The sequence below is a fragment of the Streptomyces sp. NPDC127084 genome (assembly GCF_042724175.1).
Lineage (GTDB): Bacteria > Actinomycetota > Actinomycetes > Streptomycetales > Streptomycetaceae > Streptomyces.
Window position 1 is genome coordinate 25,276 of record NZ_JBHXFA010000072.1, and the last position, 5,416, is coordinate 30,691.

The 5,416-nt window shown below is 67.4% G+C and carries 5 protein-coding genes; 1 reads left to right on the forward strand and 4 read right to left on the reverse strand.

Features of this window, described 5'->3' with window-relative positions; all coding sequences use genetic code 11:
• Window positions 1-137: 137 nt before the first annotated feature.
• The 3 genes from ACFWI9_RS18305 to arc all read right to left on the reverse strand — a co-directional run bounded on the left by ACFWI9_RS18305 (window position 138) and on the right by arc (window position 4,038).
• On the reverse strand, window positions 138-356 hold the full coding sequence (locus ACFWI9_RS18305; RefSeq protein WP_093657191.1) for a ubiquitin-like protein Pup: 219 nt from the start codon (window positions 354-356) through the stop codon (window positions 138-140).
• 134 nt (window positions 357-490) lie between these two features.
• Complete coding sequence (gene dop, locus ACFWI9_RS18310; protein ID WP_387163150.1) at window positions 491-2,002, reverse strand: depupylase/deamidase Dop; 1,512 nt, start codon at window positions 2,000-2,002, stop codon at window positions 491-493.
• 269 nt (window positions 2,003-2,271) lie between these two features.
• Window positions 2,272-4,038 carry a proteasome ATPase gene (gene arc / locus ACFWI9_RS18315; protein ID WP_338675575.1) on the reverse strand — a complete coding sequence of 589 codons (1,767 nt, stop codon included), beginning with the start codon at window positions 4,036-4,038 and terminating at the stop codon, window positions 2,272-2,274.
• Between the two features lie 242 nt (window positions 4,039-4,280).
• On the opposite strand from arc, the gene ACFWI9_RS18320 reads away from it, so the two are divergent.
• Window positions 4,281-4,556, forward strand: coding sequence for a ferredoxin (locus tag ACFWI9_RS18320; protein WP_387163152.1), 276 nt, complete (start codon window positions 4,281-4,283; stop codon window positions 4,554-4,556).
• 49 nt (window positions 4,557-4,605) lie between these two features.
• On the opposite strand, the gene ACFWI9_RS18325 is transcribed toward ACFWI9_RS18320, so the two are convergent.
• Complete coding sequence (locus ACFWI9_RS18325) at window positions 4,606-5,187, reverse strand: hypothetical protein (RefSeq protein WP_387163155.1); 582 nt, start codon at window positions 5,185-5,187, stop codon at window positions 4,606-4,608.
• Between the last annotated feature and the right edge of the window lie 229 nt (window positions 5,188-5,416).

Consider the following 5,416-nt stretch of genomic DNA (forward strand, 5'->3'; position numbering starts at 1 on the left):
GGGGGGGCTCTGCGCGCGCCCACCCCCCGCCGCCCCGCCCGCGCGGCGGCGCGGGCCGGGCGGGGGCGCCCCCCCCCCGCCCCCCCGCCCGGCCGCCCCCCCCCACAACCGGGGGATGCCCCGACCGTTCGGGGGTGCTACTCTCCGCCCTTTTGCACGAAGGAGCGCACGAAGTCCTCGGCGTTCTCTTCGAGTACGTCGTCGATCTCGTCCAGCACGGAGTCGACATCGTCGGACAGCTTTTCCTGGCGCTCCTTGAGGTCCTCGGAGGCCTGCGCGTCCTGCGCCTGCTCCTCGACCTCCTCGGTGGAGCGTGTGGCCCGCTGCTGACCGCCGCCGGTGTCCTTGGTTGCCATTTCCCTCACCCCGCTCGGTTTGCCCGTTTGGTTGGCTCACTCAAGATCAGACCCTACAAGCAGGGTCTGACATCGGCCCCGCACTTTCCTCAACGTCCGGGGGTTATCGCAATGATTCCCGGACGAGGGCCATTTCAGCCCCCGGACAGAACCCGGACCAGGTCTTCGGCTGTGCGGCACCGGTCGAGCAGCTCTTTCACGTGGTTGCGGGTGCCTCTGAGGGGCTCCAGCGTGGGGACCCGTTGCAGAGAGTCACGACCGGGCAGATCGAAGATCACGGAGTCCCAGGAGGCCGCGGCCACGTCGTCCGCGTACTGCTCGAGGCAGCGGCCGCGGAAGTACGCCCTGGTGTCCTCAGGAGGCTTGCTCTCGGCCCGCTCGACATCTGCCTCGTCCAGGAGCCGCTTCATCTTGCCGCGAGCCACCAGACGGTTGTACAGGCCCTTCTCGGGGCGTACGTCGGCGTACTGGAGGTCCACGAGGTGCAGCCGTGCCGCGTCCCAGTCCACGCCGTCACGCCGCCGGTAGCCCTCGAGGATCTCCCGTTTCGTGATCCAGTCCAGCTCGCCGGAGAGGCTCATCGGATCGTTCTCGAGCCGGTTGAGGGTGTCCTCCCAGCGGGACAGCACGTCCTTGGTCTGCTCGTCCGCGTCCGCTCCGAAGCGGTCTTCGACGTACTTCCTGGCGAGCTCGAAGTACTCCATCTGCAACTGGACGCCGGTGAGTGTCCGGCCGCTGCGCAGAGTGATCACCCGCTTGAGCGCGGGGTCGTGGGAGACCTGGTGCAGGGTACGTACCGGCTGGTCGACGGCCAGGTCCACGTTGATGAAGCCGTCCTCGATCATGGAGAGCACCAGCGCGGTCGTACCGAGCTTGAGATACGTCGAGATCTCGGAGAGGTTGGCGTCGCCGATGATCACATGCAGCCGGCGGTACTTCTCGGCGTCGGCATGCGGCTCGTCCCTGGTGTTGATGATGGGGCGCTTGAGCGTGGTCTCCAGGCCGACCTCGACTTCGAAGTAGTCGGCCCGCTGGCTGATCTGGAATCCGTGCTCATGGCCGTCCTGGCCGATCCCCACCCGCCCGGCCCCGGTCACCACCTGCCGGGACACGAAGAACGGGGTGAGGTGCCGCACGATATCCGAGAACGGGGTCTCCCGCTTCATCAGGTAGTTCTCGTGCGTGCCGTAGGACGCGCCCTTGTTGTCGGTGTTGTTCTTGTACAGGTGGATCGGCTGCGCGCCGGGGAGCTGGGCGGCCCGCTCGGCGGCCTCCGCCATGATCCGCTCACCTGCCTTGTCCCAGAGGACAGCGTCTCGCGGGTTGGTCACCTCGGGGGCGCTGTACTCGGGGTGGGCGTGGTCGACGTAGAGCCTGGCGCCGTTGGTGAGGATGACGTTGGCCAGGCCGATGTCCTCGTCCGTGAGCTGGCTGGAGTCGGCGGCCTCCCGGGCGAGGTCGAAGCCGCGGGCGTCCCGCAGCGGATTCTCCTCCTCGAAGTCCCAGCGGGCACGCCGTGCCCGGTGCATCGCGGCCGCGTAGGCGTTGACGATCTGGGACGAGGTGAGCATGGCATTGGCGTTCGGGTGGCCGGGGACGGAGATCCCGTACTCCGTCTCGATGCCCATTACTCGCCGTACGGTCATGCGGCCCTCCTTGCCCGGCGGCGCTCCCGTCTGGGGCGGCGCTCAAGTACCGCTCGGTCTCCGGTGCGTGTGCGGTGCCCGTCCCCGCACCACGCGGCTCGGCGGTACCGACGAGCCTAGAACCCTCTGCACTGGTGAGGAGATCAATTCGGTCATTGCTCTGTGTGGTGCGATTACCCGTCCGCGGCACCTGGGAAAGCAGGCGGCTGCGGATGCCCTCCCCCGTTTTCGGCGGGGAAGCCCCAGGGCATCCGCAGCCGGGCTGCGATTTACAGGTACTGACCGGTGTTGGCCACCGTGTCGATGGAGCGTCCGGTGTCCGCGCCCTGCTTTCCGGTGACGAGGGTGCGGATGAATACGATCCGCTCGCCCTTCTTTCCGGAGATCCGGGCCCAGTCGTCCGGGTTGGTGGTGTTGGGCAGGTCCTCGTTCTCCTTGAACTCGTCCACGCACGCCTGGAGGAGGTGGGCGACCCGCAGACCCTTCTGGTTGTGGTCGAGGAACTGCTTGATCGCCATCTTCTTGGCCCGGTCCACGATGTTCTGGATCATGGCGCCGGAATTGAAGTCCTTGAAGTAGAGGACTTCCTTGTCGCCGTTGGCGTACGTGACCTCCAGGAAGCGGTTTTCCTCGGATTCCGCGTACATCTGCTCCACAACGGACTGGATCATGCCCTGGACCGCCGCCTCCTTGGAGCCCGTGTGCTCCGAGACGTCGTCCGCGTGCAGCGGAAGCGTCGACCTCAGGTACTTCGCGAAGATGTCCTTCGCCGCTTCGGCGTCCGGACGCTCGATCTTGATCTTGACGTCCAGTCGCCCCGGCCGCAGGATCGCCGGGTCGATCATGTCCTCACGGTTGGACGCGCCGATCACGATGACGTTCTCGAGCCCCTCCACACCGTCGATCTCGGCGAGCAGCTGCGGGACGATGGTGTTCTCCACGTCCGAGCTGACACCGGAACCGCGGGTGCGGAACAGCGACTCCATCTCGTCGAAGAAGACGATGACCGGAGTGCCCTCGCTCGCCTTCTCGCGTGCGCGCTGGAAGACCAGGCGGATGTGCCGCTCGGTCTCGCCCACGTACTTGTTGAGGAGCTCGGGGCCCTTGATGTTGAGGAAGTAGCTCTTTCCCGCGGGCTGCCCGGTCACCTCGGCGACCTTCTTGGCAAGGGAGTTGGCGACCGCCTTGGCGATCAGCGTCTTCCCGCAGCCGGGCGGGCCGTAGAGCAGGATGCCCTTCGGCGGGCGCAGTTCGTGCTCCCGGAAGAGGTCGGGGTAGAGGTACGGCAGCTCGACCGCGTCGCGGATCATCTCGATCTGGTTGCCCAGACCGCCGATCTTGTCGTAGTCGACGTCCGGGACCTCTTCGAGGACGAGCTCCTCGACCTCGCTCTTCGGCACGACCTCGTAGACGTAGCCGGACCTCGGTTCGAGCAGCAGGGCGTCGCCGGGGCGGATGGTGGCGTCCAGCAGCGGCTCGGCGAGCCGTACCACCCGTTCCTCGTCGGTGTGCCCGATCACCAGGGCGCGCTCGCCGTCCTCGAGGATCTCCTTGAGGGTGACGATGTCCCCGGTGCGCTCGAACTCCATGGCCTCGACCACGTTGAGCGCCTCGTTGAGCATGACCTCCTGGCCGCGCCTGAGCTCGTCGGGCTCGACACTGGGGCTGACGTTCACCCGGAGCTTGCGGCCCCCGGTGAAGATGTCGGCGGTGCCGTCCTCGTTGGCCTGAAGGAACACACCGAAGCCGGCCGGCGGCTGTGCGAGCCGGTCGACCTCCTCCTTGAGGGCCACGATCTGATCGCGGGCCTCACGGAGCGTGTTCGCCAGCCGTTCGTTCTGCGCGGAAACGCCGGCCAGGTTTGTCTGCAGCTCGACGATCCGCTCTTCGAGAATCCTCGTGTGTCGCGGAGAGTCGGCGAGCTTGCGGCGCAGGACGGCGATCTCCTGCTCGAGATAGGCAATCTGGCCGGCAGGGTCATCAGACCCCCGTCCCGGCCGGAAGCCGCGGTTGTTGTCGTCGTCGTGGGCTGCCACGGTCCTCACCTCCTCCAAGGGGAGCTGGACGCTTCCTGACCCTACCTGGGTGGGTGGAGATTGAAACCCCTAGATCACAAAGACGGAAGGGGTGTGTCCGATCTTCACCCTTGCGCTTCCCCTCACGCCAGGTGAATACCCACCCATCAACATCTGAAAGCGGGCGGTTGTATCGTCGGAACGGTCAACACCCGTCAGGGCTGGCACCTATTGATACACACCGCGCAGGAACGGCAGGCGACATGAACGAGGCTCTCGAAGTCTGGATCGATCAGGACCTCTGCACCGGCGACGGGATCTGCGTGCAGTACGCCCCCGAGGTCTTCGAGCTGGACATCGACGGACTCGCGTATGTGAAGAGCGGGGACGACGAGCTGCTGCAGGCGCCCGGGGCCACAACGCCGGTGCCGCTGCCGCTGCTGACGGATGTCATCGACTCCGCCAAGGAGTGCCCGGGCGACTGCATCCATGTGCGCCGGGTCGCCGACCGGGTCGAGGTGTACGGTCCCGACGCCTAGTAGGCCCGGGCCCGCCCCGCAGACCGGATTGGGAACGGAGTGTGTCCAGTCAGACACCGTCCGCGACCGGGGTCACGGGTCGGCGGGACTCCATGAACTTGCCGCCCTGCCACTGCCACTTGGCTTGCTCCTGCTCGTCCGGACAGCAGCGGGGGACATCGGGCGATGAGTAGCCGAGCAGCGTCGCCGTGACGGTCCCGCCGTGGACGGCGAACGCGCTCACGCTGAGCTGCTCGGCCGGATCCACCAGAGTCGCCACGACACGGGGCGCACCGGTGGACGACCGTGCGATGACGTAGACACCGGTCGGCGGGGTGCCGGAGCCCGCCGCGCAGCGCGCCACCACGGCCGTCTCGGGACCTCCGTCACCATCGAGATCACCCGAGGCCTTCCGCACGACCTCACTGCCGGCGCCGCCGCACTCGAGCGGCAGCTCCACGAGTCCCGGGTCGGGTGCGGGGGAAGCCACGGCGGTGACCGCATCCGCAGCGGACTGGTTCGCTTTCGCGGACTCCGGTTCGAGTAGGCCCGCGCCCGCGATGACGGCGGCCATCGCTGTGGCCGTGGCGAGCCAGTGCGCCGGACGGCTGGCGGTGTGCGCGAGGTCCGGAAGCGTCGCGGAGGTCTGCACGCGAAGTGTCTCCTGTGCGGCTGTGCGGGCTGTGCCGGTGCGAACACCGGCGCTGGGAGGCGTACGCATAGTGCCACACGTCACAGGCTCCGGGAACAGCGGGGTGGGCAATGCCAACGTAAAGCCGCCGCCGTCGAGTTCTCCCGGGACTGCCGGCACACGACGGCGGCCACCCTGCGGGGTGGGGGGGTTGAGCCCGGGTTGGGGGCTGCGTATTGCGGTCTCTTTT

Excerpts from the sequence above, each read along its gene's own strand:
- ACFWI9_RS18320 (WP_387163152.1), top strand. The coding sequence starts at position 4,281 with ATGAACGAGGCTCTCGAAGTCTGGATCGATCAGGACCTCTGCACCGGC.
- dop (WP_387163150.1), bottom strand. The coding sequence starts at position 2,002 with ATGACCGTACGGCGAGTAATGGGCATCGAGACGGAGTACGGGATCTCC.
- ACFWI9_RS18305 (WP_093657191.1), bottom strand. The coding sequence starts at position 356 with ATGGCAACCAAGGACACCGGCGGCGGTCAGCAGCGGGCCACACGCTCC.